We start from the raw sequence: 26,689 nt of genomic DNA, 5'->3' as shown, positions 1-26,689 counted from the left end.
GAAGTGGTCCTGGCGTGCCTTGTGACAGATGTTCCGTGACGGTCGTGGTCAGGGCCTCCCGGCTCCCGCCACGGCGCCACCACCACCCGGCAGCGCGAATGCCCCGCGGCGGTGGACCGCCCACACCGTGAGCGCGAACCCGAACAGGACGGCCCCGCCGATCGTGACCGCCGTCCAGCCGCCGAGACCCCAGAGCACCGAGGCCAGCGCGGAACCGACGGCACCCCCGATGAAGTTGCCCGTCACGAACGCCGTGTTGAGCCGACTCCGCGCGGCGGGGTCGATCGCGAACAGCCGGGTCTGGTTGAGCACGTTCGCCGCCTGCACCCCGACGTCGAGCAGGACCACCGCGACGAGGACGACCACGATCGACCGCCCTCCGAGCCCGGCGACGACGAGCGACACGAGCCCCAGGGCGAGCGCCGCCCCGGTCACCGGCACCGAGAGTCCGCGGTCGTGCAGCCGCCCGACCCGCTGCGCGGCGACGGCCCCGGCGAGCCCCGCCAGGCCGACCAGTCCGATCGCGGCCGGCGAGTACCCGAACGGCGCAGCACTCAGCAGGAACGTCAACGCCGTCCAGAACATGGTGAAGACCGCGAACGCCGACGCGCCGAGCAGCAGGGTCACCTGCACCGACCGGTGGTGCGCCACCGCTCGGAACACCGACCCGATGAGCCGTGGGTACGGCACCCGGTCGCGCCGTTCCAAGTGCGGGATCGCCCGGCGCAGCAGGACCGCGAGCACGAGGGCCGCGACGGCGGCGACGACGTAGATCGCGCGCCACCCGGCCACCTGGGCGACCAGCCCGCTGACCGTCCGCGACACCAGGATTCCGGTGAGCATCCCGGACGCCACGGTGCCGACCACCCGACCTCGGGCGGCCGGGTCCGCCAGGTCGCCGGCGAGCGGTGTGAGGAGCTGTCCGGCGACGGTCGTCAGCCCGACCAGGCCGAGGGCGCCGAGCAGGACGCCGAACGAGGGCGCGACCGAGGCGAGCAACAGCGCGACCGCCGAGGCGACGAGCACCCCCGGCACGAGACGTCGGCGGTCCAGGACGTCGCCGAGGGGGACGACCAGGAGGATCCCGAGGGCGTACCCGACCTGCGTCACGGTGACGAGCAGCCCGGCAAGGGACGACGACGCGTGCAGGTCCGCGGCGATCTCGTCGAGCAGCGGTTGCGCCCAGTAGAGGTTCCCGACCGCCGCACCGCCCCCGACGGCGAACAGGAGGGTGCGACCGGTCGTCATGCCGGGAGTCCCGGACGGGTTCGGGGTCTGCGCTGTCACCCGGACGACGGTAGGCGGAGGCGACCGCCCGTGGGAGGTGACGCTCGTACCCCTGTCCGCCGCGCCTCCCGGCGACGACCGCGGGACGGAATGCACACAGGCGACAGGTGTTGTCTCCGGTTCACCGCCCTCCACCGGAAGGACCCGCATGACCGCGACCCCCCACGCCCTCGTCGTCGGCGCCACCGGCATCGCCGGATCGGCGATCGTCGAGCACCTCGTCGCCGACGGGTGGACCGTCACCGCACTGTCCCGCCGCCCGGGAGCCGAGCGACCCGGCGTCACCTGGCGCTCCGCCGACCTGCGTTCCGCAGAGTCGTTGACCGCGACCCTGGCGGACGTCCCCGCCACCCACGTGTTCTTCACGGCGTGGTCGCGACAGGCGACCGAGGCCGAGAACATCGCCGTCAACGGGGGCATGGTCCGCGACCTGCTCGCCGCGCTCGCCGACGCTCCGGTGCAGCACGTGGCGCTGATGACCGGGCTGAAGCACTACCTCGGGCCGTTCGAGGCGTACGGGCAGGGCGCGATGCCGGACACCCCGTTCCACGAGGACGAGCCGCGCCTGGACGTCGACAACTTCTACTACGCGCAGGAGGACGAGCTCTTCGCCGCCGCCGCGCGCCAGGGCTCCACCTGGTCGGTGCACCGCTCCCACACTGTTCTCGGGTACGCGGTCGGCAACGCCATGAACATGGGACTGACCATCGCGGTCGCCGCCGCGATCAGCCGCCACACCGGCCGGCCGATGGTCTTCCCCGGCAGCGAGACGCAGTGGAACGGACTGACCGACGTGACCGACGCGGACCTGCTCGCCGCGCAGATGGTCTGGGCGGCGACGAACCCGGCCGGGGCCGACGAGGCGTTCAACACCGCGAACGGGGACGTCTTCCGCTGGCGCTGGATGTGGCCGCGGATCGCCGCGCACCTGGGCGTCGAGGCCGAGGGCTTCGACACCGCGCCGCGCCCCTTCGAGGAGCAGATGGCCGATGCTGCTCCGGTCTGGGCCGAGATCGTCGCCGAGCACGGCCTCGTCGAGCCGGACCTGGAGCGCCTGGCGTCCTGGTGGCACACCGACGCCGACCTCGGGCGGGACATCGAGGTGATGACCGACATGTCGAAGAGCCGGCTCGCCGGGTTCACCGAGCACCACCGGACGCTCGACTCGTTCACGCGCCTGTTCGACCGCTACCGGGCGGAGCGGCTCATCCCCTGACGTCAGGACCCGGTGGTCAACGGGACCTGCACGATCCGGTCGTCGCCCGCGCCCGGGTCGCCGCGTCCGTCGGTGTTGTTCGTGACGAACCAGAGGGTGTCGTCCGGCCCGGCCAGGACCGTGCGGATGCGGCCGTACTCGCCGGCGAAGTACTCCCGCGCGGTGCCCGGGTCGTCGACCGGGACGCCGCGGAGCACCCGGCCCTGCAGGTTCGCGATGAACACGGTGTCGCCGACGACGGCCAGGCCGCTCGGACTGGCGTCGTCGGTGGCCCACTGCTGCACCGGGTCGACGAAGCCGCGGTCCTCGCCCCCGGAGCCCTCGACCTCGGGCCAGCCGTAGTTGCTGCCCGGCTCGATGACGTTGAGCTCGTCGCGGCGGTCCTGCCCGAACTCGGAGGCGAACATCGTGCCGTCCGCGCTCCAGCCGAGCCCCTGCACGTTCCGGTGCCCGAGGCTCCAGACGGGGGAGCCCGGGAACGGGTTGTCATCGGGCACATCGCCGTCCGGGGTCAGCCGGAGGATCTTGCCGGCCAGCGAGTCCTGGTCCTGCGCGTCCTCGCTCGCCCCGGCGTCACCGACGCTGGCGTAGAGCATGCCGTCCGGGCCGAACGCGATCCGGCCGCCGTCGTGGAACGTGTTCGCGGGCAGGTCGTCGATCAGCGTCGTGGCGTCGCCGAGCTCGTACGAGCCCGCCGAGCCCCGCAGGTCGTAGCGCTCGACGCGGTTGCCGTCCTCGCCCGTCGAGTACACGAACAGGTCGTCGTCGTGCAGCGCGAGGCCGAGCAGCCCGCCCTCGCCACCGTGCTGGACGCCGGGGACGATGCCCACGGTGCGGGTCTCGCCGTCCGCTGTCAGCTCGAGCACCTCCGCCGAGTCGCGCAGGCTGACGAGTGCGTCGGCTCCGTGACCGGTGCGCACGACGGACCAGGGCGCTTCCAGCCCGGTGACCACGTCGGTCGTCGCTCCGTCCGGCGCGACCTGCCCCGTCGCCAGGTCGGCCGGGGTGGAGGCGCGGGGTGCGCCCGACGGTCCGCTCCGGTCGTCACTCATGCAGGCGGTCAGGGCCAGGGCGACGAGCGCGACGCTCGCCGCCGCAACGGTTCGACGGATCCGCGTCATGGGGTGCCTCCGGGGATGGTGTGGATCGATTGCACCCCGCGGAGGTGCGGAGGGGCTGGGCGTCTGCGGGACGCGGACACGCTCGTCGTGTCGGTCGGTCGGCCGTGCCATGCTCCGGTCATGAGGTCCACTGCCCGCGGCCGTCGGGTCGTCGCCACCGTCGCACTCGTGCTCGGCGTCCTGGCACTGACGGCGTGCACGGGTACCGACGCCGACCGGCAGCGTTCCGCACAGGCCTGGCTCGACCGGACGGCCGACGCCGTCGCCGATCCCGACGGCTGGGACAGCGGCGGCGGGCAGCTCCTCCGCAGCGGCGACGGCTCCGAGGGCGGGTTCATCAGCGAGTCGACCCCTGCCGGCGACTACGACGTCGTCGCCGTCTGCCGCGATGCCGGAGCGGTCCGGGTCACGGTCCGGGTCTTCCCCGAGGGCCGTGACGGCGAGGGCGGCGTCCTCGCGGGCAAGGCTGATCTCCGATGTGGGCGGACGGCACGCATCCCGGTGACGGTCCCCGCCGGCTCAGGGGTGTGGGTCCGGGCGCGGACGAGCGACCGATCCGAGTACGCGCTCTGGTACAGCACGATCGCCACACCGGGGTGGACGCCGACGGCACCCGCAGCGCGCTGACGTCGGGGCTCAGAGCGCGGCCGGCCGCCGCCGCGGTCGGCTGACGAGCGTGTGCCCTGCAGCCCGCTGAGGGGTGCCCGACCAGGGCCTCCCCACGCGGTCCCGATCGTCCTACCGTCGACGGCATGCAGATCGAACCGAAGCAGCCCACGACGAAGAACCCGCCCGAGATGTTCGCCGGTGATGTCTGGCTCGACCCCATCGCGGGTCCGAAGGAGCCCGGGCAGACCATGACCGTCGCGATGGTCCGGTTCGCGCCGGGCGCCCGCACCGCCTGGCACTCGCACGCGAAGGGGCAGACGCTGCACGTCACCGACGGGGTCGCCCTCGTCGGCACGCGGGACGGTCGGGTCGTCGAGCTCCACCCCGGACAGACGCTGACCTCGCCCCCGGGTGAGGAGCACTGGCACGGGGCCACGCCCGACGACTTCATGGCGCACCTGGCGATGCTCGACAACGCCGAGGACCCCGCCACGACGACGACCTGGCTCGAGCACGTCGCCGACGACGAGTACCACCGCCCCTGACCGACCCGGCCACCGACCTCGACACCGGGCTGCCGCACCGGGCCGCCTGGTTCAGTGGACCGACCACCGACCGTCCCCGGAGGACCACATGACCACCATCGCCATCGTCGGCGCCGGCAAGGGCCTCGGGCTCGCCGTCGCGGAACGCTTCGCTCGTGAGGGCTTCGCCGTCGCCCTGATCTCCCGCAACCAGGCACGACTCGACGAACTCGCCGCATCGCTCCGTGAGCAGGGCCACCAGGCGGCCGGGTTCGCCGCGAACGTTCGCGACGGCGACTCGCTCCGCCACGCGCTCGAGCAGGCCACCGAGCAGCTCGGCCCGATCGAGGTCCTGCAGTACAGCCCGCTTCCCGCCAAGGAGTACATGCGGCCCGTCCTCGAGACGACCGCCGAGGACCTCGTCGGCCCGATCGAGTTCTCGGTCTACGGTTCCGTGAACGCCGTCCGCCAGGTGCTGCCCGGCATGCGGGCGCTCGGCCACGGCACGATCCTGTTCGTCAACGGCGGCAGTGCCGTCCGCCCGGGAGCCCGCGTCACCGGCACCTCGGTCGCGTTCGCCGGCGAGACCGCGTACGCGCAGCTGCTCCACGACGCCGTCCGCGACGAGGACGTCCACGTCGGCCAGCTCATCATCCCGTTCGGCATCGACGACGGCCAGGACGACCACTCGGGTCGGTCGATCGCCGAGCGGCTGTGGTCAATCCACACCGAGCGCGGCGACTTCCGCACCTACGCGGAGCCGCTGCCCGAGTGACCCCTGACGGACGGGAGGCGCGGTGCCGGACCGCCCCGCGCCTCCCGTCCGGCGCCGGCCCGCTGGTACGGACCGGCGCAGCCCGACCGCGCCGGGTCACGCACCCGCCATCCGCCCTCACGCCGGGGTGAGTTCGCGCCCGTTCGCCTGTTCGATGCGGTGCACGCGCTGTTCCGAGAGGCCGAGTGCCGCAGCCGCTTCCTTGTAGGTCCACTTCTGGTCGCGGAGGGCATGGACAACGGCTCGACTCTCGGCCGCTGCCGCCAGTTGTTCCGCCGCGGCTCGGGATGCGCGCTCCCGTGCCGCCCGCCACTTGGCCTCGAGCTCTTCGGGCAGACCGACGTTGATCTCGACCCGGACCTCGGTGGGGTCGACGTCGAGCACGAGTCCGGCGATCTCCTGCGCCACGTCCTGGACCTCGCTGAGGCTCCGAGCCTGTCCGGTGACGTCGAGCGCGGGGACCTCGACGGTCCACCACCGTCCGTCCTTCCGCGCGACGGCTGCGTACGTGATGTCGGCCATGGTCTCTCCTATCGCCAGTTGTCGGGGGCGGTCGGGAGCTTGCGCAGGAGCTTGCCGACCACGCCGGCGCTGATCTCGCCACCGGGACCGTGGTTGCTCACGACCTCGTACACGGAGCCGTCCGGCGGACCCCACAACTCGTGTGACCCCTTGCCGGACCGCAGCAAGATCCATCCGTTCGCACGGAGGACCTTCACGACGTCCCGGTACTTCTGTGGCTTCGGCATCATCGTAATCTACCGGGGGGTGAGGTGTCCATCAGCCCCCTGTTGACAAGTCGGGAACGGCCTCCGGGAGGCGCGGTGCCGGACCGCCCCGCGCCTCCCGTGCGGCGCGACCGCGCCGCGGGCGCGCGCCGCGGGCGCCCGCCACCACCGGTGGCCCTCCGGGCACCCGCGGGCTACCGTGGGCGCATGCGACGCAGGGACCGTGCGACGGGCGACACCGCGCTGACGGTCGACGAGGCCACCGCGATCGCGGAGCACGCCGAGAACGGCGACCTCGACATGGAGGACCCGGAGGTCCGCCGGCTGGTCGGCGAGGCGAACCGCCTGCTCGTCCGCGCCGGCGTCTGGGGCATCGCGGAGAGCCCGAAGCAGCGCCGTCGCCGCCGGCTCCTGGCGATCGGCGCCTCGGTGCTGGTGCTGTCGTGGCTCGCGGGGCTGTTCCTGCCGCTGCTCATCAAACTCACCGAGTGACGGAGCGCGACCGCGCACCGGACGGGAGGCGCGGCACCAGACGGCACTGCGCCTCCCGTCCGGTGGTCAGACCGTCCGGCGGACCGCCACCCGCCGCCGACGCCCGGCGACGGTCCACACCCCGGCGGTGACCAGGACCGGCAGCCCGAGCGCGAGCACGACGAGGGTCGTCGGGTCCGGCGCGAACGGCAGGTGCGAGACGCCGAGCGGCGTCGGGGTGAAGCGCAGGGTGAGTGCGCGGAGCGGCAGGACCCCGAGGACGACGCCGACCAGCGAACCCACCAGGGTGAGCACCGCCGCCTGCCAGGTGGAGACCCGACGACGGATGCCGGGGGAGGCACCGATCGCGTCGAGGACCTCGTCGTCGCGTCGACCGTCGGCGCGAGCGAGCCCGATCGCGACCGTCGTCGCGCCGAGGGTGACGATGCCGGCGAGCAGGACGACGACCAGGGCGATCGGACGGAACGGGTCCTGCGGTCCGGCCTCGATGGTGAACGACGGGTACCAGGAGTCGGCCTGGGGCCCGGCGGACGCCTGCCAGGTGGCGGCCAGGGTGTCGGAGCGTTCCGTCGACATGCCGTCGGGGAAGCTCCCGACCAGGTAGTTCTGCGCGGTCTCCAGACCGTGCCGTGCGGCGCCCTGCGGGGTGAGGAAGACGGCGATCTGCAGCGGCTGGTCGGTGTGTTCGACCACGGCCGGCACGGTCGACGTGTGCAGTGGCTCGCCGGTCGGCTGCTGACCGAACATCACGAACTGCGACGCCTTGCGGGTGTCGAACCGGACGACGCCGTCGTGGACGAACTCGGGGCGCACCGCGACGGCGTCACCCCGGTCCAGTGCGGCACGCGCCGCGCGCGAGGGCCGGTGCCCGAGGAGCATGCCGAGGTCGTCCGCACTGCCCGTGAGGACGTGCGGGCTGGTGCTGTCCGGAGCGACCAACCAGGCCGAGCACGCTCCGCTGCCGCTCGAGGCGCAGTCCGGTCGGTCGACGTCGACCGGCAGCGTGACCGGGGAGTCGTCCGAGCGGTTCTCGACGCTGGCACCGAGCACGCGGACGTGGGCCTCGGGGACGACCTGTCGCACGACCCGCACTGCACGGGCGGTCAGTTCCGCGTCCGGTGCTCCGTCGACGTCGGTGACCGCGGTCGTCCCGACGCCCGTCGCGGTCCGGAACTCGTACTGCTCGTTGCTCTGGGTGGTCTGCGACGCGGTGAAGGACAGGACGACGGTGGCGACGAACACGACGCTCATCACGCTCGCGAGCACCGGTACGGTCCGGACCGGGTTGCGGACGGCGTCCCGTACGGCGATCCGGGCGGGCAGGCCGAACCGTTCACCGATGCGGGCGACGGCTCCGAGCAGTCGACGCGCGGCGAGGACGACCCCGAGCTGCGCCAGGCAGGGGCCGAGGGCGACACCGGCACCGACGACGAGGGCCAGGTGGTCCTCCTGCACCGGTCGGGCGTTCAGCGCGAGGACGCCGATGCCGCATGCCAGGGTCATCACGATGCCGACGGCGGCGAGCACCGGACCGGCAGCGGCTGCCCAGCGTCGGCGGGAGACCGGCGCGGGACGTGTCGCGCCGCGGAGTGCACTGTCGACGTCGACCCGGCTGGCGCTCCGGGCGGCGACGAGCGACGCGGCCCATCCGGCCAGGACGCCCAGGACCAGCACGACGAGCAGCACGAGCCAGGGCAGGTGGACGCCCGGGTACTGCGCCCGGTCGCCGGAGTCGAGCAGGTGGAAGGCCACGACGCCGCCGACGATGCCGAGCGCGGTGCCGACGATCGCTCCCACGGCGCCGAGCACGAGCCCCGACGAGGACACCACGGCGAACAGGAACCGCCGGTCCCCGCCGACGCTGGCGAGCACCGCGTGGGTCCGGGTGTCGGCGCGGGAGCTGACCAGGAACGCGGCCGCGGCGAGCAGACCGACCTCGAAGAGGGCGAACACCCCGGCGAGTCCGACGTAGCCGTAGCTGATGAGGGAACCGGAGCCGCGCGTGCTCGCGCTCGGGAAGGGTGGGTCGAGCACGACTGCCCGCGACTCCACGAGGATCCCGTGGTCGTTGTACCGCCGGATCTCGGGCCACGTGACGCTGCGGTCGGGCAGGAACACCTGCGCGGTCGTGTCGTCCTCGAGTCCGAGTGCGCCCCACTCCCCGAACACCCCGAGGCTCGACGTGGGCTGCCCCAGGTCGCGGAGCGTCCCCACGACGGTGACCTGCCGCTGGACCGGGTCGTTGAGCTCGAGCGTCTGGCCGATCGCGATGTGCAGTCGGTCGAGCGTCGCCGGGGTGACGAGGACCTCGTTGCCGGACCGCGGGACGCCGCCGTCGATGCGTTCCCAGTGGCCCTGCAGTGCGCCGGCCCAGGTCTGGCCCTCGACGGCGTTGACCGTGACGGGGACGCGGGGGCCGCTGACGACGGCGGTGCCCTGCCGGACCGGGATCGACGCGGCACCGTCGGGCACGGAGCCGAGCAGGTCGGGTGTCGGGAAGGCGCTGGCGTCGGCGTCGGAGGTGGCCGGGCGGTCGTAGTACCGCTGCAGCGGGCTCTTCTCGTCGATGGTCGACGTGTACCGGTCGACGGGGTCCTGCCGCATGCCGGCGATGTCCGGGCCGTTCGCCTCGAGCATCGCCGCGGACTGCCCGAGCTCGACGGCCAACCGGTCCTCGGTGCTCTGCGTGCTCGACGCGATGAGCACCCCGCCGGCGGCCAGACCGGCGATCGGCAAGCCGATGAGCGCCGCGACGAGCACCGCACGCCCGGGCCGGGCGAACGCCAGACGTCGGGCCAGCAGCAGTGCCGGGCGGACGGCGAACGGGGTACGGGTGCGGATCGTCGGACGGTGCGTGTCCCGCCGGAGCCGCTCGCTCACGGCCGGTCCTGCGCGTCCGTCAGCGCCAGCTCGACGCCGGCGTACGACGACTCGTCGACGATCCGGCCGTCGCGGAGGAACACGATCCGGTCTGCCCAGGCCGCGTGCCGGGCGTCGTGGGTGACGAGCAGCGCGCCGGCGCCGGAGTCGACGTGGCGGCGGAGCATGCGGAGCACGACCTCGCCGGTCTGCGAGTCGAGGGCACCGGTCGGCTCGTCGGCGAGGACGAGTTTGCGGTCCCCGACGATCCCGCGGGCGATGGCGACTCGCTGCCGCTGCCCGCCGGAGAGGTCGTCCGGCCAGGCGTCCAGACGGTGTCCGAGTTCGACGCTCTCGAGCGCGAGCTCCGCCGCCTTCCGTGCACGCCCGGTCCGCCAGCCGTCGAGCTCCAGCGGCAGCGCCACGTTCTCGACCGCGGTCAGTGAGGGGATGAGGTTGAAGTCCTGGAACACGAACCCGAGCACCCGTCGCCGCAGCGCTGCGAGTTCGCGGGCGGGGCGGTCGGACACCCATTCCCCGTCGATGCGGACCTCGCCGCTCGTCGGCGGCATCAGGGTGCCGGCGACCGACAGCAGCGTCGACTTGCCCGAGCCGGAGGTGCCCATCACGGCGACCATCTCGCCCGGTCGGATCGTCAGGTCGACACCGGCCAGGGCGGTCACAGCCTGCGCGCCGGTGCCGTACTGCACGGCGACGGCATCGAGTTCCAGCAGCGGTGCGGTGCTCATCGGACGGCTCCCGTGCCGCGGCGACCGGTCGGCTCGCTGCCGTACACGTCCTCGTCGTCTGGGGTGTCGGCCGTCGCTCGGGGAGCCGGCTGGTACCGCGCGACGCTCGACTCGACGTGGTCGAGCCACCGGACCTCGGACTCCGCCTGGAACACCATCGACTCGAGGACGAGCGACCATGCCAGCTCCGTCGCCGGGTCCGTCGTGCGCTTCAGCCGGGTGAGGTCCTGCAGCGCCCGGACCGCCGCGGTCCGCTGCACCTGCACGAGGCGCTGGACGTCCACGCCGGGCACGGTGACCGCGATGGCGAACTTGATCGCGAGCTCGTCACGGCCGCGCTTCGCCGGCACCGGTTCGCTGAACCAGCGGTCGACCGCCTCGCGTCCCGCGTCGGTCGCCGTGTAGACGACGTGTCCGTCGTCGTCGGCGTCGCCGCGGGCCACGAGGCCGTCGCGCTCCAACCGGTCGAGCGTCGTGTAGACCTGGCCGATGTTCAACGGCCAGCTGCCCCCCGTGCGGTGCTCGAACTCCCCCCGGAGCTGGTAGCCGTAGCCCGGCTCGGCCACCAGCAGTGCGAGTACGCCCATGCGAACGCTCATCGTTCCCCCTCGACCCGGCGGAGCACTTCCCCTCGGGCATACCGAGTATGCACATACTCGGTATGGGTCGGCAAGCGCCTGGGCGGAGATCATCCGAACGGATGACAGGAGGCTCCCCACCGGACCGGTGGGGAGCCTCCTGGATCGGAACTGCGTCAGCTGTGCAGCTTCGACAGCTCCTGGAACTCGTCGTCGGACAGCTCGATCGTCGCGCCCTGCAGGTTGTCCTCGAGGTGGTCGACGCTCGACGTCCCCGGGATCGGCAGCATGACGGGAGAGCGCTTGAGGAGCCAGGCCAGCGCGACCTGCGCCGGGGTGGCGTCCTTCTGCTTCGCCAGCTCCGTCAGCGGCGAGTCGTCACCGGTCAGGCCACCGGTCGCGAGCGGGAACCACGGGATGAACCCGATGCCCTGCTGCTCCGACCAGTCGAGGAGCTCCTCGGCCGACCGGTCGGTGAGGTTGTAGAGGTTCTGCACGGAGACGATCGTGGCGATCTCCTGCGCGGCCTTCACGTCGTCGACCGAGACCTCGGACAGACCGATGTGGCGGATCTTGCCCTCGTCCTGCAGCTTCTTGAGCTCGCCGATCTGGTCCTCCAGCGGGACCTTCGGGTCGATGCGGTGCAGCTGGAACAGGTCGATGCGCTCCAGACCCAGGCGGCGGAGGCTCATCTCGGCCTCCTGACGCAGGTACTCCGGGCGGCCGACCGGCGGCCACTCGTTCGGGCCGGTACGGGTCAGGCCGGCCTTCGTCGCGATGACGACGTCGTCGCCGTAGGGGTGCAGCGCCTCCTTGAGGAGCTCCTCGGCGACGTAGGGGCCGTACGAGTCAGCCGTGTCGAAGAAGTTCACGCCCAGCTCGACGGCGCGCTTGAGGACCCGGACGGCCTCGTCGTGGTCCTTCGGCGGTCCCCACACGCCCGGGCCGGTGAGCTGCATGGTGCCGTAGCCGAGGCGGTTGACCTCGAGGTCCCCGCCGATGCGGAAGGTGCCGGACGAAGCGGCCGGACGGTTCGTGGTGTCAGTGCCAGTGGTCATGCACCCGGTCTACGCCTCCCCGGCACCACGGTCCTGAGGGTCCACCCGGGGACGGGGGTACGGCGTCTCACCGCGCTCGAGCATCCCGACCAGCTTCGCCACCCGGTTCCCCCGCGCCGTCGGGCTCGGAGCGGTCACCACCCGGTGCACCACCGCGTACCGGTTCGTCGCGTCGAGGTCCGCGAACAGTGCCGCTGCCGCCGGCACCCGGTCGAGCGCCGACCGGAGGTCCGCCGGCACCTCGGCCGTCGCCGCACCCGCGTACGCCCGGTCCCACCGGCCGTCGGACTTCGCGCGGTCGATCTCCGCCTGGCCCCGGGGCCGCATCCGTCCTGCCTCGACCAGGTCCGCGACCAGCCCGACGTTCCGCTGCGACCACAGCGACGCCTTCCGCCGCGGGGTGAACCGCTGGAGGAACGTGGCCGCGTCGAGCCCGCGCTTCGACCCGTCGATCCACCCGGAGCAGAGCGCCTCGTCGAGGGCCTGCGCGTACGTCAGGCTCGTCGGACTCGTCGTGCCCTTCTTCGCGAGGACCAGCCACACGCCGTCGGACAGGTCCTCGTGCCCGTCCAACCAGGCACGCCAGGCGGCGGCGTCGGCGACGACGAACGGCTCGATCTCGGCAGCCACGCTCAGCTCCGCCCGTCGCCGCTGACCCGCACGGCCGCGGCCCACGCCGACACCCACTCCGGCAGGGTCAGGTCCCGAGGCGACCCACCGGTCGCCGCGAGCAGTTCGTCGGGATGCACCGAGCCTCCCGTCCGACGCAGGAACCGGGCCTGCACCACCGCACGCGCCACGACGTCCCCGCGGCGGACGAAGGTCTGCTCCATGTAGACGGCGCGCTCGTCGACACCGAGCACCCGCGAGCGCAGCTCGAAGCGCTGCCCCAGCGTCAACGACCGCTTGTACGTGATCGTCTGCGCGGCGACCACCGGGTACCAGCCGCGCTCGCCGAAGACCCGCCACGCACCGGAACGGAGCATCAGGTCCAGGCGGCCCAGGTCGAGCAGCGACAGGTACTTGCCGTTGTTGACGTGTCGGAGCGGGTCCAGGTCGGTGAGCGTCACCCGGAACGGGGTCCGCGACTCGTCCCACAGCGACAGCCGGCGGCGCGGGGACAGCCGCACGCGCAGGGTCAACAGCAGGAGCCGGAAGGTCAGGTTCACGCCACGATCCGACCACGCGGAGAACGGACATCAGCCGTTTCGGAGACTACGTTCAGGTTCACTGCTGTCAACCGGCTCACCGAGCCACGAAGGGAACCCTCCGATGAGCACCAACTCCGCCACCGGTCGTCCGACGCCCGTCACCGTCTCGTTCATCCTCTGGCTGGTCACGGTCGTCCTCGGGATCATCCGTGGCGTCCTCGGCTTCATCGGTGCCGGGTCGTCGCCGCAGGTCCAGGCGCAGGCCGAAGGTCAGGGTGCCGCGATCGGTGCTGCCGTCACCATCGGCGCCGTGTTCGCGATCATCATCGCGCTCGTCCAGCTCTTCATCGTGTTCAAGATGCGTGACGGCCGGAACTGGGCCCGCATCGTGCTGCTCGTCCTCGCGATCCTGCAGGTGCTCGGCATCGCAGCGGCGTTCAACATCGTCGGCACGATCGGCGTCATCGTGGTCATCGTCGCCGCCGTGCTGATGTTCCTCCCCAGCTCGAACGCGTACTTCCGCAAGCGCTGACCACCAGCCCGAACCACCCCGACGGACCCGGCACCGCGCACCCGCGCGGACCGGGTCCGTCGTCGTTCGTGGAAGCCCGCATCCGCGACCGTCGTGTGCATTCCCGCCAGGCGGGCACGGTCAGTGCCTCCCTCCGACCGGCCCAGGGCGAGTACACCGGGACTGCAGACGAAAGGACCACCGCATGCAGACACGCACGCTCGCTGACCTCCAGGTCGGCGCGATCGGCCTCGGCACCATGGGCATGAGCGCCTTCTACTCGGGTGCCGGCTCGGACGACGCCGAGTCCATCCGCACCATCCACCGCGCCATCGACCTCGGCGTCACGCTGTTCGACACCGCCGAGGCGTACGGCCCGTACACGAACGAGGAACTCCTCGCCGAAGCCCTGCGGGGCCGCCGCGACGAGGTCGTCATCGCCACGAAGTTCGGTCTCTACAAGCACGAGGCCGACGAGGAGACGCCGACGCAGCAGCGCGGGATCTCCAGCGACCCCGCCTCGGTCCGGGTCGCACTCGAGGGGTCGCTCCGCCGTCTCGGCACCGACCACATCGACCTCTACTACCAGCACCGCGTCGATCCGGCCGTGCCGATCGAGGACGTCATCGGACAGCTCGCTGGCTTCGTGCAGGAGGGCAAGATCCGCCACATCGGTCTGTCCGAGGCGAGCGCCGCGACGATCCGCAAGGCCCACGCCGTGCACCCGATCACCGCGCTGCAGAGCGAGTACTCGCTGTGGACGCGCGACCCCGAGGGCGACGTCCTCGACACCCTGCGCGAGCTCGGGATCGGCCTCGTGCCGTACTCGCCGCTCGGCCGCGGGTTCCTCACCGGCGCCATCACGAAGCCGTCCGACCTGGACGCCGACGACTTCCGCTCCGCGAACCCCCGCTTCCAGGAGGAGGCCTTCGCGGCGAACATGGAGATCGTCCACGCCGTCAAGGGCATCGCGGACGAGGTCGGCGGTACCCCCGCCCAGGTCGCGCTCGCGTGGCTCCTCGCCCAGGGCGACGACATCGTCCCGATCCCCGGCACGAAGCGCGTCTCGCGTCTCGAGGAGAACGTCGGGGCCGCCGATCTCACCCTCACGCCGGAGCAGGTCGAGCGTCTGTCGGCGCTGCCGCTGCCGACCGGGGACCGCTACCCCGACATGTCGAGCATCGGCCGCTGACCCTCCCGCGGAACGCAACGTGGGCGGCACCACGCAACGCGATCGCGTTGCGTGGTGCCGCCCACGTTGCGTTCCGCGGGGCTCCGCTCAGACCTCGGTGGCGAAGGCTGCGACGCGCAGCTGCAGGTCCTCCATCCGCTGGAGGCGCGCCGCTTCGACGTCGTAGCCCTCGTACGCCGGCGGCGGGGTCCTCCGGACGTTCCGCGAACACTGGAAGTCCTGGCAGACGAGCGTGCCGACGGTGTCGCCCTTCCGTCCGGCCGGCCCGGAGCGCTTGGCGCTGGAGAACACGACGTCGTTCGGCAGCTTGACGTCCTGGCACCACGAGCACTGGGCACGGGAGCGGGGTGACACCTCGGCCTGCCGCAACACGATGCCGACGAGGTCGCCGTCGAGCGTCGGGACGACGGCGTAGGCACGGCGCGGGGTCTTCGGGTCACGCCACCCCAGGAAGGTCAGGCCGTCCCAGTCGACGGCGTCGAGGTCGGGGACGGTCATCTCGGTGACCTCGCGGCGGGAGGCGTTGACGAACGAGGCGCGGAGGGCCTCGACGGTGATCGGGAGCATGGTGGACCTGTCGTTCTGGCACCGGCGCAGCAGTGTGCGTCCAGGGTGCGGTTCGTTCGGGAGGGGTCGACGACGACGCCGTGTCGGACGACACGGCGGGGGCGTCAGGCCCTGATGCCGGCGCAGGCGCCGACGACCTCCTCGGAACGGTTGCTCACACCAGCACCCTACGGCTGGGCGACGACGAGCACCAGCGAGCCCTGGTACGACGGCTGCACGCGGAGCCGTCCGTGCCGGGCGTCCCACGAGCCGTCCTCGATGGCGGAGCGGAGGGCGGCGACCGACCGGGCGGCGGTCATCTCGTCGACGGCACCCCACGCCGGGTCGGCGCGACGGGCACCGGCGTCGAGGAGCCGTTCGGGCCGCGCGTAGTACGCCTCGGAGAACCCGTCGACACACGTGAAGGGGATCGGGACCCGGGTCGTCGTCACCTGGCCGCCCAGGGCGTCGGCGACGCGCTCGAGTGTCGGCCACCGTCGGGCCTCGCGTGCCAGGACCTCGGGGGTGTACTCGGCGAGCCAGTGGTCCGCGATGCGTGCGGGGTCACGGGTGAGCAGGACGACGGGGCCGCGGGTGACCCGTCGGACCTCGGCGAGACCTCGATCGAGATCGGGCCACACCGGCAGCGAGAAAGCCGACGAGGCGGCGTCGAAGGACCCGTCCGCGAAGGGCAGTGCGCCGGCGGCGGGCTCGACGGCGGTGACGTCCCGGTCGCGCGGCTCGTACGACACGGCTCCGGCACCGGCGCTGAGGTGGAGGACGGTGTCGGCCTGCCCGAGCGCCACCCGGATCGCCCGCTCGAAGACGGGCTCCGGGCGACGATGGCGGGACGAGCCGTCGACGGTGCCGTCGATCCTGCCGTGCTCGGCGTCGCCGGCCGGTCCGTCCGCAGTCCTCGTCACGCCGTCAGCCTACGGCGGGGACGTCGGCGGCACCCGGACTGACGAAGTCGATCCCGGTCGGCCTCAGTCGACCTGGTCGACCGACTCCGGCGAACGTGCCGCGGCCCGCTGCTCAGCGAGCTCGGTGGCGGCCCACGTGCCGAGGAGCGACAGGGACCGCTCGGACTCCGACCCGGCGTCGGCGCCGTAGGTGAACACCGTCAGACCCGGATCGGCGACCAGGTCGAGCGCCTCGAACGTCAGCTCGAGGTCGCCGACGATCGGGTGGTGCAGGTGCTTCCGGCCGGAGCGGTGCACGTGGACGTCGTGCTCGGCCCACCAGGTGCGGAACTCCTCGCTCTTCGCCGAGAGCTCGCTCACCAGCGTCATGAGTCCGGGCTCGCACGGGTTCGAGGCCGCGGTCGTGCGGAGGACGGCCACGGCGTCGCGGGCGGTCTGCTCCCACCGGGGGAAGAAGTCGCGGGCCGCGGGGTCGAGGAACGCGAAGCGCGCCGTGTTCACCGGGCGTCCGGCACCGGCGAAGACCGGCGCGTAGAGCGCGTGGCCGAGGGTGTTCGCGGCGACGATGTCGAGCCGTTCGTTGCGCACCCAGGCCGGGGCGCCGGTGATCGCGTCGAGCAGGCGCTGCACCGCGGGCCGCACCGACGTCGGCACCGCACGGTGGGTGGTCTTCACGCCGGAGTTCGCCAGGTGCGCGAGGTCCGCCAGGTGTGCACGCTCCGCCTCGTCCAGCTGCAGGGCGGTGGCGAGACCGTCGAGCACACCCTCGGAGACGCCCTTGAGCGTGCCGCGTTCGAGTCGTGTGTAGTAGTCGACGCTGACGCCGGCGAGCATCGCGACCTCGTGCCGACGGAGTCCGGGGACGCGGCGGGTGCCCCCGCCGAACGACGGCATGCCGGCCTGGTCCGGGGTGAGACGCGCTCGGCGGCTGGACAGGAAGTCGCGGATCTCGTTGCGGACGTCGATACCCATGTCCCCAGGCTACGTGTCCGCCGGTGTGCCCGGCTGCGGACCGTCGGACGGGAGGCCCGGCACCGGTCCGGAGGCGCGCCTCCCGTCCGTCGTCGGGTCGCCGCGGCGCGGCGCTGCCGGATGCGCTCCGGCTAGAGGGCGCGGCCGGTGTGTGCGGCGAGCCAGGCGGCCGGGTCGACCGGCAGGGTGCCGTCCATGAGGACCTCGAGGTGCAGGTGCGCCCCGGTCGAGACCCCGGAGGACCCGACGCTGCCGATGAACTGGCCGGGCTCCACGCGGTCGCCGACCTCGAGCGGCGACGACCCGGGGATCATGTGGCCGTACAGGGTCGAGACCTTCCGGCCGTCCACCTGGTGGTCGATGACCACGGTCTCGCCGTACGAGAAGTACGTGCCCGCGACCCGGACGGTGCCCGCGGCCACGGCGCCGATCGGAGCACCCATGCCCGGGTTGAAGTCGAGCCCCTGGTGCAGGGACGAGCACGCACCGCACGGCGCGGTGCGGTAGCCGAAGCCGGAGCTCATCCGGACCGGGCCCGGGAAGGGCGAGCGGACGTCGCCGCCGTAGGTCACGGTCTCGCCGGCCACCACGGCCCCGGCCTTCGTCGACGCGACCCCGCCACCGACCGTGAAGCCGTCGCGTGAGGTGCTCGGCAGTGCCACCTGCGTGACGGCGAAGTCCTGCGTGCTGACGGCCGGGGCGAGGGTCGAGATCGCGGAGGACGGTCCGGTGCTGGCGTGGGCGGGCATCGCGGCGGCGCCGAACATCGCGAGTGCGGCGGCGGCGCTGGTCAGGGTGAGGCGGCTGGCGCGGACCCCGCGACCGGAGCGCCGGCCGGCGGCGGCGGGTGCGGTGCTGGCGATCGCGACCGCGCGGCGCGGGACCCGGCGGATGCGGGTGTCGGCGTGCACGGCGGCCGGGGTCGGGACGGTGGGGGCCGTGACGAGCGGGGTCGGAACGGGAGCCGGTCGTGGCGCTCGGGGGCGCGGCGTCGACGCGGCGGCCTGCTCGGCCCGTTCCGCCGCCAGGGCAGCACGACGCGTCAGGTGCACGACGGGCGTGCTGCTGGGGTGGTCTGCATCTGGGGGAGTCATGGCCGGAGCCCATTCTGCACGAAGCTGTCCGGTTGTACAGCCCCGTGTTCCGCGGCCACCTGCGGTCGTCGGCGCGCGGAACGACGGGATCCGTCCCTCCCGGCCGGGGATCAGTAGTGTCGGGGGAAGCGACGGAGAGGACCCCTCATGGCCCGATCGCCGCGGGAGCGGCACGAACCCATCGACCTCCGGTCGGCGGAGGTCGTGCTCGCCGGCACCCAGGACCTGCTCCCGGTCCTCCGGGTGGCAGCCGTCCGAGCCGGTGTGGACGCAGCGCGGATGCACGTCGTCGGTGTCGACGACGTGCCGGAGCTGCACGAGACCGCGGACGCGGAGCTCGCCGTCATCGCGATCCGCCGTCCGGGCGACGACCCGGCCTTCCACCGCGCCCAGGAGGCGGCGGAGCTGATCCAACCCCTGCTCCGACCAGGTGCCGTGCGCATCGTCATCACCGTCTCGCGGGCGACGCGGCTCGCACCGAAGCTGGAACGCGCCCTCACGGCCGAGGTCCTGCACCAGCTCGGTGCGGCGACGGCCTGGTCGGGGTTCCGCCGGCCCTTCCGCAACCTGCGCACCCGGCTCGGGACGGCGGGTCTCCGTGCCGCCGGTCTCCGGGTGTTCCGTCTGACGGTCTGAGCGATCCGTCCCCCTGCGGCTGGGCCCTTCCTCCACAGGTCCGCCCGGCACTGGTGCTCGTCCACAGGACCGGTATCTTGATGTCGAGACATCTCACGCCGCGAGTAGCGTGGGGGGCACGGACCGCGCGAACAAGGGAGTACCCGCCAGCATGGCCAAGATCATCTACACGCTCACCGACGAGGCCCCGTTCCTCGCCACCCACTCCTTCCTGCCCGTCATCGCGTCCTTCGCGAAGACCGCGGGGGTCGACGTCGAGACCCGCGACATCTCCCTCTCGGGCCGGATCATCGCCCTGTTCCCGGAGCGGCTCAGTGCTGAGCAGCGCCTGGACGACGCACTGGCCGAGCTCGGCGAGCTCGCCGGGACGCCCGAGGCGAACATCATCAAGCTGCCGAACATCTCCGCCTCGATCCCGCAGCTCAAGGTCGCCATCGCCGAGCTGCAGTCGCAGGGCTACGACCTGCCCGACTACCCCGACGAGCCGACGACGGACGACGAGCGCGACGCCCGCGCCCGGTACGACCGCGTGAAGGGCAGTGCCGTCAACCCGGTCCTGCGCGAGGGCAACTCGGACCGTCGTGCACCGCTGTCGGTCAAGAACTACGCCCGCAAGCACCCGCACCGCATGGGCAAGTGGAGCAGCGACTCGAAGACGAACGTCGTCACCATGGGCGTCGACGACTTCCGCTCCAACGAGAAGACCTGGGTCGCCCCGGCCGACGACACCCTGACGATCACCTTCGTCGGGCAGGACGGCAGCGAGCAGGTGCTCAAGCAGTCGATCCCCGTGGTCGCCGGAGAGGTCGTCGACGGCACCGTGCTGCACGTCGCCGCGCTCGAGCAGTTCCTCCGCAAGCAGATCCAGCGCGCCGCGGACGAGGACCTGCTGTTCTCGGTCCACCTCAAGGCCACGATGATGAAGGTCTCCGACCCGATCATCTTCGGGCACGTCATCCGGGCGTTCTTCCCCGACGTGTTCGCGCGCTACGGAGCCGACCTCGCCGCCGCCGGGCTCACCCCGAACGACGGCCTGGGCTCGATCTACGCCGGCCTCGACGCGCTGCCGAACGGCGCCGAGATCAAGCAGGCGTTCCAGGACGGCATCGACGCCGGCCCGGACCTCGCCATGGTCGACTCGGACAAGGGCATCACGAACCTGCACGTCCCGAGCGACGTCATCGTGGACGCCTCGATGCCCGCGATGATCCGCACCTCGGGCCACATGTGGGGCCCGGACGGCGACGAGCACGACACCGTCGCGGTCATCCCGGACTCCAGCTACGCCGGCATCTACCAGGCCGTCATCGAGGACTGCCGTGCCTACGGCGCCTTCGACCCGGCGACCATGGGCTCGGTGCCGAACGTCGGACTCATGGCCCTCAAGGCCGAGGAGTACGGCTCGCACGACAAGACCTTCGAGCTGCCGGGCGACGGCGTCGTCCGCGTCACGAACGCCGCCGGCGAGACCGTGCTCGAGCACGACGTCGAACAGGGTGACATCTGGCGTGCCTGCCAGACCAAGGACATCGCGATCCGCGACTGGGTGAAGCTCGCCGTCACCCGCGCCCGCAACTCCGGCACCCCGGCCGTGTTCTGGCTCGACGAGACCCGTGCCCACGACGCCGTCCTGATCGGTCTGGTCCGCACCTACCTGCAGGAGCACGACACCGACGGGCTGCACATCGAGATCCTGTCGCCGGAAGACGCCATGCGCTTCTCGCTCGACCGCATCCGTCGTGGCGAGGACACCATCTCCGTCACCGGCAACGTCCTGCGTGACTACCTGACCGACCTGTTCCCGATCATGGAGCTCGGCACCTCGGCGAAGATGCTCTCCGTCGTCCCGCTCCTCGGGGGCGGCGGCCTGTTCGAGACCGGGGCCGGTGGTTCCGCACCGAAGCACGTGCAGCAGCTCGTGCAGCAGAACTACCTGCGCTGGGACAGCCTGGGCGAGTTCCTGGCCCTCGCGGTCAGCCTCGAGCACCTGGCCGGCGTCACCGGCAACGCCCGCGCAAAGGTGCTGGCGGACACGCTCGACCGGGCCACCGGGACGTTCCTCGACGAGGACAAGTCCCCGGGCCGCAAGCTCGGCTCGATCGACAACCGCGGCAGCCACTTCTACCTGGCGAAGTACTGGGCCGAAGAGCTCGCTGCGCAGACCGAGGACACCGAGCTCGCCGCGGCGTTCCAGGGCCTGGCGACGACCCTCGCCGAGCACGAGGACACCATCGTCGCCGAGCTCGCCACGGTGCAGGGTCACCCGGCGGACATCGGCGGCTACTACCGGCCCGACGACGCCAAGACCAGTGCGGTCATGCGTCCGTCGGCGACGCTGAACGCGGCGCTCGCGAGCCTGTAGCGCGCGACCCCACCACGGACGGGAGGCCCGGTGCCAGCTGGCACCGGGCCTCCCGTCCGTCTGTGGTGCTGCCCGCCCGACCAGACCGGTCGCGACCCGTCAGCGCGACGGGACCGGCGGGCCGATCGTCAGCAGCACCACGAAGACGAGCGCCACCAGGACCACCCCGACCGCCGCAGCCAGGAACGGGTGCGCCACCACGACGAAGAGCAGCCGGTCGAGCGGACCCGGGCGCTCCCCGGCCTCGGGGCCGCGACGCCACCCACCGTCGAGCATGCCGCGGCGGGCGACGCCGACCTCGAACGGCAGCGTCGTGTACGGCACGATCGCACTCACCCAGCCGAGCACCGTCGCGCCGAACGACCACCGCTGGTTCACCGCGACGACCGTCGTGACGACGAGGTACGCCAGGAACACGAAGCCGTGCACGCCACCGCCGACCCGGACGGGCCAGTCACCGGCACCGAGGCCGTACTCCAGCAGCATGCCGACCAGCAGCAGGGTCCAGGTCACGAGTTCGGCGATCGCCAGGCCGCGGAACAGGGATCGAGGGGTCATGGCCTCCATCGTGGCGGACTCCGGGTGGAAGACGCGTGCACGACTGCCGGACGACAGCCACACGACGGGACGCCCCGGACGGATGGGTCCGGGGCGTCCTGTCTGCGTCGTTCGGCGGTCCGCGTCAGCGACGGACGGTCACCACCTGCCCGAGCTCGTTGACGCCGGCCTCGGCGTCCCAGGTGCCGACGTTCGCGGTCTGGATCGCGAACGCCGGGTCACGGGCGACGGACCGCTCGGCGGCGGGCATCGCGAGTGCGACGTCCCACTTGCCGGACGGCACCTTCCGGAGCGACGCGGTGACGGTCGCGGTGGTGCCGGGCTGCCACGAGGACGCGTCGGCACGCACGGGCACGGTGACCCGACGGTGGCCGTTCGTCAGCACGAGCTGCACCGGTCGGTGGTTGTACGGCGCGGCCCAGCCGTCGTTCCGGACGGACACCGACACGGCAGCGTGCTTGCCCGAGGTCACGGTGCTCGAGGTGAGCGTGAACCGGTAGCCGAGCTTCTTCGCGGCGTCGGTCATGCCGGCCTGACCCCAGGTCGACAGGACGTCCTTGTTGTAGTCGAGGTTCAGGTAGCTGTAGTGGTACTTCGCCATCTCGGCGGAGGCGGACGGGTACTCGGACCGCGGCGCGTTCACGGCGCAGGTCTCACCACCGACCGGGACGTACCGCGAATCGGCGGCAAGGTAGTCCTGGTCGAGCGACAGCGGGTCGGTCAGGAACGTGCCGAAGTCGTCGGGGGACGCGAGGAAGCAGTCGTTGTGGTGGCCGATGCGGGATGCCGCCGACCCGTCGTGCGCCTGCTGCGGCGTGAGCGCTCCGGCGGTGCCGGACGTGGTGCGGAGGGCGTCCTGCTTCATCTGCATGGTGCGGACCTGGATCGAGCGGCTGGACGGCAGGGCGGCGAGCTCGGCCGCGATGACCTGACGTCGGGCGTCCTTGTCGGCGTCGGTCAGCACGCCCGGGTTGGTCGGGTCGCTGGCGAAGTGGTCGGTGTAGTACCCCTCACCCCAGAGGCCGATGAAGCCCTCCTGCAGGGTCGGGATCACGTCGGCGTTGCGGCGGAGGACCGGTGTGAGCTGCTTGATGTGCGCGAGCACGGTCGGCAGGTCGGCGTCGCCGTACGGAGCCGAGTACGGGTAGGCGCCGCCCTGGACGTAGGCGAAGCGGGTGATCACGCTGACGCCGGCCGCACGGGCCGTGTCGTAGTCGTGCTGCACCAGCTTGAGCCAGGTGCGGCTGAGGTGCCGCTGGTCGACGAAGGCCTCCATGTAGAACACCCGGACGATCTGGGTGACGCCGTCGGCGCGGTAGCCCTCGAGAGTGGCCTGGTCGAGCGGGACGTACCCGCTGCCGTCGGCGCGGTAGTGCGTCTCGGTGGTGTGGTCGAACCCGCGCTGGGGGTTCGGGATGACGGCGTCGCTCGCCGTGTAGGTCACGGTGGAGCTGGTCGGCGCGGGATGGTGGTCGCTGTGTGACGACGACGCCCACGCGTTGGTCGGTACGGCGAGTGCGATCACGGCCGCGAGCGCGGCGGTGGTGATGGTGCGGTGCTGCATCGGACGAGCCCCTGTCCTCGGCGCAGGTGTGGATCGACACCCCCTGGTGGCGAAACCTGCGCGAATGTGATCTGAAGGTAGGTCAAACGATCAGAAAACACCAGCACCGGTTCCTCGTATCGATTCGACCCGATTGTCGGTAGCGTGGTCGACATGTCGCAGACGACGGACGCATCGAAGACGCTGCGCGTGGGGGTGGTCGGGCTCGGGTTCGCCGGGACGACTCATCTCGACGCCTACACCGCACTCCCCGGCACCGAGGTGGTGGCGCTCGCAGGCAAGGAGACCGAGCGGCTCCACGAGCTCGCCGAGACCCGCCACGTGCCGCACACGTCACCGGACTGGCAGGACCTGGTCGCCCGGGACGACCTGGACATCGTCTCGATCGGGGTGCCGAACTCGCTGCACGCACCGATCGCGATCGCCGCGCTCGAGAGCGGCAAGCACGTCTTCTGCGAGAAGCCCCTCGCCACCACGGGCGCCGAGGCCCAGGCCATGGTCGACGCCGCCGTCGCGAACGACCGCGTGCTCGAGGTCGCCTACAACCACCGCCGCCGTGCCGACGTGCAGTTCCTGGCCGACCACGTCCGCCCCGTCGACGGGCAGGACGGGCCGCTCGGACACGTCTACCACGCCCGCGCGAGCTGGCGTCGACGAGCCGGCATCCCCGGCATCACGTCGTGGTTCACGAACAAGGACGCCGCCGGTGGCGGGCCGCTCATCGACCTCGGCTCGCACGTCCTCGACATCGCGATGTACCTGATGGGTGAGCCCCGGGTCGTCGCCGTCAGCGCCGTCGCGTACAACGAGCTCGGCACCGCCGGCCGTGGTGGCAGCACGGGTGGTGGACCGGTCTCCGGTGCGACCGGGCGCCCGTTCGACGTCGAGGACTTCGCCAACGCCCTGCTGCGCTTCGAGGACGGCTCGAGCCTGCAGCTGCAGGCGTCCTGGGCGTCGTACTCGAAGGACGACGAGGACATCGAGGTCGAGCTCCTCGGGTCGACCGGCGGTGCCCGTCTGTTCGTCCGGAACTACGCCACCGAGGGCACGGTCGAGCTGTACTCCGACATCGACGGCGTCCCCGCGGTCACCCGCCCCGCCGTGCACGTCCCCGCCGGCCACCACCAGCGGGTCATCGAGGAGTTCCTCGCCACCATCCGCTCGGGGTCACACGAGGGCCACCACGGTGAGTTCGCGCTGCACCGCACCCGGGTCGTCGACGCCGTCTACGCCTCCGCGCAGGCCGGTCACGAAGTGGAGGTCGTCCGGTGAACATCGTCGTCTGGAACGAGAACGTCCACGAGACCCGCGGTGACGAGACCGTCCGCGAGCACTACCCCGACGGCATCCACACCGTGGTCGCCGCCGGCCTGGAGGCACGACTCGCCTCCGCCCACACCGTCACGACCGCCACGCTCCAGGAACCGGAACACGGTCTGAGCGAGGAGCGCCTGGCCGCGACCGACGTCCTGTTCTGGTGGGGGCACATCGCCCACGACGAGGTCGCCGACGAGGTCGTGGACCGCGTCGTCCGGCACGTGCACGCCGGCATGGGCCTGGTCGTGCTGCACTCCGGCCACTACTCGAAGCCGTTCACCCGGCTGATGGGCACGACGTGTTCGCTCAAGTGGCGCAACGACGGGGAGCGCGAGCTGGTCTGGACGATCGCACCCGAGCACCCGATCGCCGCCGGGGTCCCGCACCCGATCGTCATCGACCGCCAGGAGATGTACGGCGAGTACTTCGACATCCCGCGCCCCGACGAAGAGGTCTTCCTGTCGACGTTCGCCGGCGGTGAGGTGTTCCGCTCCGGCGTCGCCTACCGCCGCGGGCTCGGCCGGGTGTTCTACTTCTCGCCCGGCGACCAGGAGTACCCCGTGTACCACCATCCCGACATCCAGCGGGTCCTGGCGAACGCCGCCGAGTGGGCGGCACCGACCGGTCCGCGCCGGCAGCTGACCGCCGACCCCCACCCGAGGGACTGGTTCCTGGACGGCGGTTCGCGTAGACAGGAGGGGTGAGCACACCGCAGGACGTCGACCACCGCACGGCCCTGGTCGAGGCACTCGACGTCCTCGGCGCCGGCCCCGAGGAGCGGTTCGACCGGATCACCCGGATGACCCACGACGCGTTCGGGGTGCCGCTGACCTTCCTCAACCTCGTGCACCACGACCTGGTCACCACGCAGTCGACCTTCGGCTGGAACCAGGGGACGAGCGTGCCGGCGAACGAGCAGTTCTGCGCCACGACGGTGCTCACGCCGGAACCGATGGTGATCCCGGACACGACGCTCGACCCGCGGTTCGCGCACACCGCGGCCGTCGCCGAGCACGGCATCCGCTTCTACGCCGGGGCTCCGCTGTCGATGCTCGACGGCACCCGTGTCGGCACGCTCTGCATCATGGACGCGCAGCCGCGCGCGTTCTCGGCGACCGACCTCGCGCTGCTGCGTGACCTGGCCCGCTGGGCGGAACGCGAACTCGGCTACGCGATGGAACGCGACCGGCTCGCGAAGGTGCGCGAGGCACTGGTGCCGGACCTCCTCGCCGTCCCCGGTCACGACGTGGCGACGCTCGCCGTGCAGCGTCCGGACGGCGGTGGCGGGCTCACCGACTGGCGGGTCGCCGCGGACGGCGCCCTGCACCTGACCGTCGGCGCGGTCGTCGCCGGACGGGTCTCGGCGCTCCTCGCGGCCGACGTCCGCGGCGCGCTGGCCGCGCGGACCGCGCTCCCGATCACCGAGGCGATCGCCGGACTGGAGGCCCAGGTCGCCCCCGACCTCCGGGTCGCGGACGCGGTGGCCGAGCTGGTGCACGCACGGCTCGACCCGACGACGGGTCGCGTCGACCTGGTCGACGCCGGGCTCGGCACCGCGGTGCACGTCCGCGCCGACGGCAGCGTCCACCCGGTCCGCTCCGCCGCACTGCCGATCGGGCTCGGGTCCGGTTCCGCCGCGGCGCGGTCCGCGGTGACGGTCGATCTCCGGGCGGGGGACCGGCTCGTCCTGGCCTCCGACGCGTGGGCCACGGTTCCCGGGATCGAGGGGCCCGAGGCGTTGGCCGCGGCGGTCGCGGCGCAGCCGGACGGGTCGGCGGCGGTCGCGCACCTCCGTGGGCTGCTGCCCGAGGGGGACCCGGCGACCGACCTGACGCTCGTCGTCGTCACCCGACACTGAGCCGGACGG

At 72.3% G+C, this 26,689-nt stretch carries 28 protein-coding genes; 12 read left to right on the top strand and 16 right to left on the bottom strand.

Features of this window, described 5'->3' with window-relative positions; translation table 11 throughout:
* Positions 1-48: 48 nt before the first annotated feature.
* On the bottom strand, positions 49-1,287 hold the full coding sequence (locus tag E9228_RS10585; RefSeq protein WP_341849862.1) for an MFS transporter: 1,239 nt from the start codon (positions 1,285-1,287) through the stop codon (positions 49-51).
* 148 nt (positions 1,288-1,435) lie between these two features.
* Between E9228_RS10585 and E9228_RS10580 the strand changes: the two genes are divergently transcribed.
* Positions 1,436-2,503: an SDR family oxidoreductase gene (locus E9228_RS10580; RefSeq protein ID WP_166780521.1), complete on the top strand. Its 1,068-nt coding sequence runs from the start codon at positions 1,436-1,438 to the stop codon at positions 2,501-2,503.
* Between the two features lie 2 nt (positions 2,504-2,505).
* Here the strand turns inward: E9228_RS10580 and E9228_RS10575 are convergent, their stop codons facing one another.
* Complete coding sequence (locus E9228_RS10575; RefSeq protein WP_166780520.1) at positions 2,506-3,624, bottom strand: PQQ-dependent sugar dehydrogenase; 1,119 nt, start codon at positions 3,622-3,624, stop codon at positions 2,506-2,508.
* 120 nt (positions 3,625-3,744) lie between these two features.
* Between E9228_RS10575 and E9228_RS10570 the strand changes: the two genes are divergently transcribed.
* From E9228_RS10570 to E9228_RS10560, 3 genes are all read left to right on the top strand, one after another.
* Positions 3,745-4,251 carry a hypothetical protein gene (locus tag E9228_RS10570; protein ID WP_166780519.1) on the top strand — a complete coding sequence of 169 codons (507 nt, stop codon included), beginning with the start codon at positions 3,745-3,747 and terminating at the stop codon, positions 4,249-4,251.
* A gap of 125 nt (positions 4,252-4,376) precedes the next feature.
* Entirely contained in the window at positions 4,377-4,778 is a 402-nt protein-coding gene (locus tag E9228_RS10565) for a (R)-mandelonitrile lyase (protein WP_166780518.1), read from the top strand.
* Positions 4,779-4,866: 88 nt separating this feature from the next.
* The gene (locus tag E9228_RS10560; RefSeq protein WP_166780517.1) at positions 4,867-5,532 is read left to right on the top strand and encodes an SDR family NAD(P)-dependent oxidoreductase; all 666 of its coding nucleotides are present in this window, start codon (positions 4,867-4,869) and stop codon (positions 5,530-5,532) included.
* Between the two features lie 117 nt (positions 5,533-5,649).
* On the opposite strand, the gene E9228_RS10555 is transcribed toward E9228_RS10560, so the two are convergent.
* Both E9228_RS10555 and E9228_RS10550 read right to left on the bottom strand, forming a co-directional pair.
* Complete coding sequence (locus E9228_RS10555) at positions 5,650-6,054, bottom strand: sigma factor-like helix-turn-helix DNA-binding protein (protein WP_166780516.1); 405 nt, start codon at positions 6,052-6,054, stop codon at positions 5,650-5,652.
* 8 nt (positions 6,055-6,062) lie between these two features.
* Positions 6,063-6,281: a type II toxin-antitoxin system HicA family toxin gene (locus E9228_RS10550; protein ID WP_166780515.1), complete on the bottom strand. Its 219-nt coding sequence runs from the start codon at positions 6,279-6,281 to the stop codon at positions 6,063-6,065.
* A gap of 186 nt (positions 6,282-6,467) precedes the next feature.
* Here E9228_RS10550 and E9228_RS10545 point away from each other — a divergent pair, with 186 nt between their 5' ends.
* Positions 6,468-6,752, top strand: coding sequence for a hypothetical protein (locus E9228_RS10545; RefSeq protein ID WP_166780514.1), 285 nt, complete (start codon positions 6,468-6,470; stop codon positions 6,750-6,752).
* Positions 6,753-6,818: 66 nt separating this feature from the next.
* Here E9228_RS10545 and E9228_RS10540 read toward each other — a convergent pair whose 3' ends face one another.
* From E9228_RS10540 to E9228_RS10515, 6 genes are all read right to left on the bottom strand, one after another.
* On the bottom strand, positions 6,819-9,632 hold the full coding sequence (locus tag E9228_RS10540; protein ID WP_166780513.1) for an FtsX-like permease family protein: 2,814 nt from the start codon (positions 9,630-9,632) through the stop codon (positions 6,819-6,821).
* Positions 9,629-10,360 carry an ABC transporter ATP-binding protein gene (locus E9228_RS10535; RefSeq protein WP_166780512.1) on the bottom strand — a complete coding sequence of 244 codons (732 nt, stop codon included), beginning with the start codon at positions 10,358-10,360 and terminating at the stop codon, positions 9,629-9,631. The genes E9228_RS10540 and E9228_RS10535 overlap by 4 nt, the downstream gene beginning before the upstream one ends.
* Entirely contained in the window at positions 10,357-10,947 is a 591-nt protein-coding gene (locus E9228_RS10530; RefSeq protein WP_252727979.1) for a PadR family transcriptional regulator, read from the bottom strand. The genes E9228_RS10535 and E9228_RS10530 overlap by 4 nt, the downstream gene beginning before the upstream one ends.
* A 167-nt stretch (positions 10,948-11,114) precedes the next feature.
* Positions 11,115-11,996 (bottom strand): aldo/keto reductase, encoded by an 882-nt coding sequence (locus E9228_RS10525; RefSeq protein ID WP_166780511.1) that lies wholly within the window; start codon positions 11,994-11,996, stop codon positions 11,115-11,117.
* Between the two features lie 9 nt (positions 11,997-12,005).
* Complete coding sequence (locus tag E9228_RS10520; protein ID WP_166780830.1) at positions 12,006-12,632, bottom strand: YdeI/OmpD-associated family protein; 627 nt, start codon at positions 12,630-12,632, stop codon at positions 12,006-12,008.
* Complete coding sequence (locus E9228_RS10515) at positions 12,629-13,165, bottom strand: thioesterase family protein (protein ID WP_166780510.1); 537 nt, start codon at positions 13,163-13,165, stop codon at positions 12,629-12,631. Before E9228_RS10515 ends, E9228_RS10520 begins: the two co-directional genes overlap by 4 nt.
* Positions 13,166-13,268: 103 nt before the next feature.
* Between E9228_RS10515 and E9228_RS10510 the strand changes: the two genes are divergently transcribed.
* Positions 13,269-13,679, top strand: a complete 411-nt coding sequence (locus E9228_RS10510) for a hypothetical protein (protein ID WP_166780509.1) — start codon at positions 13,269-13,271, stop codon at positions 13,677-13,679.
* Between the two features lie 184 nt (positions 13,680-13,863).
* Complete coding sequence (locus E9228_RS10505; protein ID WP_166780508.1) at positions 13,864-14,850, top strand: aldo/keto reductase; 987 nt, start codon at positions 13,864-13,866, stop codon at positions 14,848-14,850.
* 87 nt (positions 14,851-14,937) lie between these two features.
* Here E9228_RS10505 and E9228_RS10500 read toward each other — a convergent pair whose 3' ends face one another.
* The 4 genes from E9228_RS10500 to E9228_RS17345 form a co-directional block, all read right to left on the bottom strand.
* Positions 14,938-15,417: an FBP domain-containing protein gene (locus E9228_RS10500; RefSeq protein ID WP_166780507.1), complete on the bottom strand. Its 480-nt coding sequence runs from the start codon at positions 15,415-15,417 to the stop codon at positions 14,938-14,940.
* A 167-nt stretch (positions 15,418-15,584) separates the two neighbouring features.
* A complete protein-coding gene (locus E9228_RS10495) occupies positions 15,585-16,319 on the bottom strand; it encodes a methyltransferase domain-containing protein (protein WP_166780506.1) in 735 nt (244 codons plus the stop codon).
* Positions 16,320-16,382: 63 nt separating this feature from the next.
* Positions 16,383-17,291 carry a helix-turn-helix transcriptional regulator gene (locus E9228_RS10490; RefSeq protein ID WP_166780505.1) on the bottom strand — a complete coding sequence of 303 codons (909 nt, stop codon included), beginning with the start codon at positions 17,289-17,291 and terminating at the stop codon, positions 16,383-16,385.
* 131 nt (positions 17,292-17,422) lie between these two features.
* A complete protein-coding gene (locus E9228_RS17345) occupies positions 17,423-18,385 on the bottom strand; it encodes a M23 family metallopeptidase (protein WP_166780504.1) in 963 nt (320 codons plus the stop codon).
* A gap of 147 nt (positions 18,386-18,532) precedes the next feature.
* Here E9228_RS17345 and E9228_RS10480 point away from each other — a divergent pair, with 147 nt between their 5' ends.
* Positions 18,533-19,021 carry a hypothetical protein gene (locus tag E9228_RS10480; protein WP_166780503.1) on the top strand — a complete coding sequence of 163 codons (489 nt, stop codon included), beginning with the start codon at positions 18,533-18,535 and terminating at the stop codon, positions 19,019-19,021.
* Positions 19,022-19,172: 151 nt separating this feature from the next.
* Positions 19,173-21,383, top strand: a complete 2,211-nt coding sequence (locus E9228_RS10475; RefSeq protein ID WP_166780502.1) for an NADP-dependent isocitrate dehydrogenase — start codon at positions 19,173-19,175, stop codon at positions 21,381-21,383.
* A gap of 99 nt (positions 21,384-21,482) precedes the next feature.
* Here the strand turns inward: E9228_RS10475 and E9228_RS10470 are convergent, their stop codons facing one another.
* Both E9228_RS10470 and E9228_RS10465 read right to left on the bottom strand, forming a co-directional pair.
* Positions 21,483-21,941, bottom strand: coding sequence for a DUF3817 domain-containing protein (locus E9228_RS10470; RefSeq protein ID WP_166780501.1), 459 nt, complete (start codon positions 21,939-21,941; stop codon positions 21,483-21,485).
* Between the two features lie 124 nt (positions 21,942-22,065).
* The gene (locus E9228_RS10465; RefSeq protein WP_166780500.1) at positions 22,066-23,505 is read right to left on the bottom strand and encodes a DUF4832 domain-containing protein; all 1,440 of its coding nucleotides are present in this window, start codon (positions 23,503-23,505) and stop codon (positions 22,066-22,068) included.
* Positions 23,506-23,658: 153 nt separating this feature from the next.
* Here E9228_RS10465 and E9228_RS10460 point away from each other — a divergent pair, with 153 nt between their 5' ends.
* Genes E9228_RS10460 through E9228_RS10450 form a run of 3 tightly spaced genes read left to right on the top strand, consistent with a single transcriptional unit; the run spans position 23,659 to position 26,680 of the window.
* Positions 23,659-24,777: a Gfo/Idh/MocA family protein gene (locus E9228_RS10460; protein ID WP_166780499.1), complete on the top strand. Its 1,119-nt coding sequence runs from the start codon at positions 23,659-23,661 to the stop codon at positions 24,775-24,777.
* Positions 24,774-25,526, top strand: coding sequence for a ThuA domain-containing protein (locus E9228_RS10455; protein WP_166780498.1), 753 nt, complete (start codon positions 24,774-24,776; stop codon positions 25,524-25,526). The genes E9228_RS10460 and E9228_RS10455 overlap by 4 nt, the downstream gene beginning before the upstream one ends.
* A complete protein-coding gene (locus tag E9228_RS10450; protein ID WP_166780497.1) occupies positions 25,523-26,680 on the top strand; it encodes a GAF domain-containing protein in 1,158 nt (385 codons plus the stop codon). The genes E9228_RS10455 and E9228_RS10450 overlap by 4 nt, the downstream gene beginning before the upstream one ends.
* Positions 26,681-26,689 lie beyond the last annotated feature (9 nt).

The organism is Curtobacterium salicis (genome assembly GCF_011759505.1).
GTDB classification, from domain to species: domain Bacteria; phylum Actinomycetota; class Actinomycetes; order Actinomycetales; family Microbacteriaceae; genus Curtobacterium; species Curtobacterium salicis.
This window is presented reverse-complemented; position numbering and strand designations above follow the sequence as displayed.